Consider the following 4,498-nt stretch of genomic DNA (forward strand, 5'->3'; position numbering starts at 1 on the left):
TTCTTATATCGATCAGCATTTTGGAAGTGCTTATTCTTCCCCGGGTAGGAAAATCCCTTTTGTATAGGAAAGGAGAAGGAATCGGCACTCAATTAAAAGGGAATAAGAAGCATTAAGGCTGAATAAGCGCGTTAATACGGGACATGCGGAGGATTATTTCATCGGAAAAATACCCCCCGCAATGTGTCTAAAAACAGACGCAGGGGCGTTCTCTGTGTCCCCCTTCGGCTGAAGGGGGGAAGATGTTATGCGAAGAATTTCGCCAGCACGAATAATCCGACAGATACGTTAATTGCGCCGCCTATGCGGGTAGCAATTTGCGCGAAGGGCATCAGCGTCATGCGGTTACCGGATGTCAGAATTGCCACGTCACCGGTGCCGCCCTGCCCGCTCTGACAGCAGGAGACGATCGCCACATCGATAGGATGCATGCCGATTTTCTTACCCACATAAAAGCCGGTGCCGACCAGCGCCATTACGGTGGTCACAATCACCAGCAGGTTCTGAATAGTGAAAGCGTTGATCAGCTCCTGCCAAGGCGTAATGGCCACCCCCACCGCGAATAACACCGGATAAGTTACCGCCGTACGGAAGAATTTATACACCGTCATTGAACCGTGCTGAATAGTCGGCGAAACGCCGTTAGCCAGTTTCACCAGCACCGCCGCAAACAGCATGCCCACGGGCGCCGGCAGGCCAATCCATTTCTGGCCCAGCATTCCGACCATGTACAACAGGATCGCCAGCAGTGCGCCACAGGCCAGCGCATTGACGCCCGGGTTACCGTTAAATTCCTCAGTACCGCTGCCCATCTTGCCGTTGCCCGACGGCATCAGCTGGCCTTCACCCGTCAGATGTGGATAACGTTTCCCCAGCTGATTCAGCACACCCGCCAGCACAATGGCCGTCAGACCGCCAAGCATAACAATCGGCAGAATGCGCCCAAGCGCCACACCTTGCTCCATATGCAGGATGGTCGCGTAACCCATCGACAGCGGGATTGCGCCTTCTCCTACACCACCGGCCATGATTGGCAGGATCAGGAAAAAGAAGGTTTGCACCGGCGGTAAACCTAAAACCGTGCCCATCGCCATACCGGCGATCATCCCGACAACTTCGCCGCACAGCATCGGCACAAAAATACGCATAAAGCCCTGAATCAACACCTGACGATTCATGCTCATGATGCTGCCGACAATAATGCAACAAATATAGAGGTAGAGAATATTGGTGGATTTATAAAATTTGACCGTGGAGTCAACAACAACATCCGGCAGCAGACCATAATGCACCATCGCCGAAGGAATAAACGTGGCACAAATCGCCGCGGCCCCCAGTTTCCCTACCACAGGTAAGCGTTTACCGAACTCACCGCAGGCAAAGCCGAAGAAGGCCAGCGTGGCGACCATCACCACGATGTCGCTCGGCAACTTGCCGTTCAGGCAGTCAAGCAGGATCAGTACGCCCGCCAGCAGAAAAAATGGCAGCGGGATGATGCCTATTTTGTAGTTATCAAGAATGTGCCACCATTTTTGTCTGGCTGAAAGGCCGGAGGTTTTCGTTTCTTTGACAGCGATGTAGGAATCGTCGGTTGTGCTCATGACATTGCCTCTTTCTTCGGGAGTCTTTTCTTATTGATGGTCTGAGCATATGAAAACGACCGGTCAGCCGGATGTGAGGTTGTTCAAATTAAAATCGCAGGGATAAAGGTTGTTATGGTGTTTATGGTGTTAATGCACCTTGCTTTATAAGGATTATAAGATTAGTAGTAAAACCCACCTTTAACCCTGTCATTACTGTGTGAAATCATCGCCATTTTAATCTCCTGTTCACAACTCTGCTTCTCTGCGATTACGGCTCACATTTTGCCGTGATAGGCTTATTCAATGTATGTTTTAAGTTCGCCTTGCAGCAGGTCGTATGAAATTCAGATTACCTTTTCAGGTAAAACTCTTTTTATCTCTGGTGGTATTTTCCTGCGTGTTGCTGGCACTGCTGGGGGCGATTTTATTTCATATTATCGACCGCCAGTTGCATCATGATCTCGGTCAGCGTGCACGGGTTCAGGCCAGCGAGATTGCGCTGATGCCAGGGCTGGCGCAGAAAGTTAAGGCGCGGGATATTTCCGGCATCGCACAGCTTATCCAGCCATTACGCGATAAAAGTGACGCCAGTTATATCGTCATCGGCGACACCCGCGAGCTGCATCTTTATCATTCCGAATCGCCGGATCGCGTAGACCTGCCGATGATTGGCGGTGATAACGCCGGTGTACTGGCCGGTAAAACCATTATTTCTGTGCGTCAGGGCGGCATTGGCGTTTCATTACGCAGCAAAGCCCCGATTCTGGATGCGAATAACCAGGTGATCGGGATTGTTTCGGTCGGTTATCTCACCTCATATATCGACAATATTAATGGCCGCCGTCTGGCGCAGGCCGGTTTATACGGTTTGCTGCTTTTATTATTGTTGTTTATCTTTTCCTGGATGTTTACCCGCAACGTTAAAAGACAGATGTTCTGGCTGGAACCCAAAGATATCGCCCTGCTGGTTCGCCAGCAAAAAGCTTTACTGGAAGCCATGTATGAAGGCGTATTTGCGGTTAACGCTGAAAAGCAGCTGATTTCCATTAACCGGGCTGCGCGTGAATTGCTCGATATCCGCCGGCCCGAAAACGAACTGCTGGGTAAACCCCTGGCGGAGGTGCTTCAGACGCCTCCCGCATTCTTCACGCAAAGCGGCGTCAGTGGAAATAACAGTCAACATGATCAGATTACGGTACTTAATCAGCGCCAGGTGATCGTCAACCGCGTGCCAATCGAACTGGAACCCGGTGCAGAGAGTGGCTGGGTATTCAGTTTCCGCGATAAAAATGACATTAATACGCTGAGCAGCCAGTTGAGTCAGGTGAAACGCTATGCTGATAATCTGCGCATCATGCGCCATGAACAGCTCAACTGGACCGCCACGCTGGCAGGTTTGTTGCAAATGCAGCGTTACGATGACGCCATGCACTATATACAGGCGCAATCGGAAGGCGCACAGGCGGTGCTGGATTTCGTCTCAGCGCGCTTTACCTCACCCGCGCTGTGCGGCCTGCTGCTGGGGAAATACGTCAGCGCGCGTGAAAAAGGCGTCGGGCTGAGTTTCGACCCGGCTTGTCAGCTCACCCGCATTCCGGCAGGCATTAGCGAAACCGAGCTGATGTCCGTAGTCGGTAACTTGCTCGATAACGCCGTGGACGCCACGCTGAAAGCGCTGTCGCCGCCTGCGCCGGTTGAATTGTATATTTCCGACAGAAACCAGGAACTGCTGATTGAAGTCGCCGATCAGGGCAACGGTGTGGAAGATGCGCTCAAACCGCACCTGTTTGAACAAGGCGTCACCAGTAAGCCTTCCAGCGGACAGGACGCCACGGGTGCAGAACATGGCATCGGCCTGTATCTGGTTGCCGGTTATGTCCGTCAGGCGGGTGGTAGCATCGAAATATCAGACAACACGCCGCAAGGTACGATATTTTCAGTCTTTATCCCGTACCCGGCTGAAGCGTTAACAGGACAGAACCATGAATAACAGCAGCGCACTTGATGTCGTGATTGTGGAAGATGAGCCGCATCTGGCCGGTCTGCATCGTGATTTTATCGAGCAAAATTTTAATCTGCGCGTGGTGGGCATTGCGGCCACACTGGAACAGGCGCGTTCTCTGCTGCGGCTGCATCAGCCGCGGTTGATCTTGCTGGACAATTATTTGCCCGATGGTCAGGGCGTGGATCTGATCGACAGCCCGTTGCTGAAAAGTGTCGAGTGTTCGGTCATTTTCATCACCGCCGCCAGCGACATGCAAACCTGCAGCCAGGCAATGCGCAGTGGCGCGTTCGATTACATTATCAAGCCGGTGTCATTTCATCGCCTGCGCAGTTCACTTGAACGCTTCATGCAACTGGTGCAAACCCTGCGTAATGTCAAAGTTGTTGATCAGCGGGCGCTGGATAAACTGTTTAATCTGCCCGCTACCGACACACCTTCAGCGCCTTCAGCCAAAGGCATTGAGCCGAATACGCTGGAACTGGTTCAGCGTGCGTTCACCACCAAACCTGATGTCAGCTGGTCAGTCGAGCAGGTGGTAGAAGAAGTCGGGATCAGCAAAACGACAGGCCGCCGTTATCTGGAATATTGCGTGGAAATTGGCTTTATCGCCGTGGAGATGCAGTACGGAAATATCGGTCACCCGAGGCGCCTGTATCGCAAAATAGCCGATGGCGGGAAATCTGCGTCATGATGTCCAATTGTGTCGGTTTCCCTGAGCGAATTACCCCCTCCCTGCCGGTGTTCTCACCGGCCAATTTCCGGCTTACCCCACCTGTTCAGGCTATTATTTCAGTGCATATTCATGTTTCAGACAACCGGTAAATTTCCGGCTTTCACGCAAATCTGAAATCTCTATTTACACCTGCCAATATGCACCGACCATCACGCATTAATTTCATTTAAATTACAA

At 51.8% G+C, this 4,498-nt stretch carries 3 protein-coding genes; 2 read left to right on the top strand and 1 reads right to left on the bottom strand.

Features of this window, described 5'->3' with window-relative positions; all coding sequences use genetic code 11:
* Nucleotides 1–245: 245 nt before the first annotated feature.
* Entirely contained in the window at nt 246–1,601 is a 1,356-nt protein-coding gene (locus J1785_RS03105; RefSeq protein ID WP_129954881.1) for a 2-hydroxycarboxylate transporter family protein, read from the bottom strand.
* 319 nt (nt 1,602–1,920) lie between these two features.
* Between J1785_RS03105 and J1785_RS03110 the strand changes: the two genes are divergently transcribed.
* The gene (locus J1785_RS03110; RefSeq protein ID WP_217137544.1) at nt 1,921–3,573 is read left to right on the top strand and encodes an ATP-binding protein; all 1,653 of its coding nucleotides are present in this window, start codon (nt 1,921–1,923) and stop codon (nt 3,571–3,573) included.
* The gene (locus J1785_RS03115) at nt 3,566–4,279 is read left to right on the top strand and encodes a response regulator (protein WP_129954879.1); all 714 of its coding nucleotides are present in this window, start codon (nt 3,566–3,568) and stop codon (nt 4,277–4,279) included. Before J1785_RS03110 ends, J1785_RS03115 begins: the two co-directional genes overlap by 8 nt.
* The last annotated feature ends 219 nt before the right edge of the window (nt 4,280–4,498 follow it).

This window comes from Rahnella perminowiae (genome assembly GCF_019049755.1).
Taxonomy (GTDB): Bacteria; Pseudomonadota; Gammaproteobacteria; order Enterobacterales; family Enterobacteriaceae; genus Rahnella; species Rahnella perminowiae.

Coding starts and splice junctions, on each gene's coding strand:
- J1785_RS03105 (WP_129954881.1), bottom strand. CDS start 1,601: ATGAGCACAACCGACGATTCCTACATCGCTGTCAAAGAAACGAAAACC.
- J1785_RS03110 (WP_217137544.1), top strand. CDS start 1,921: ATGAAATTCAGATTACCTTTTCAGGTAAAACTCTTTTTATCTCTGGTG.
- J1785_RS03115 (WP_129954879.1), top strand. CDS start 3,566: ATGAATAACAGCAGCGCACTTGATGTCGTGATTGTGGAAGATGAGCCG.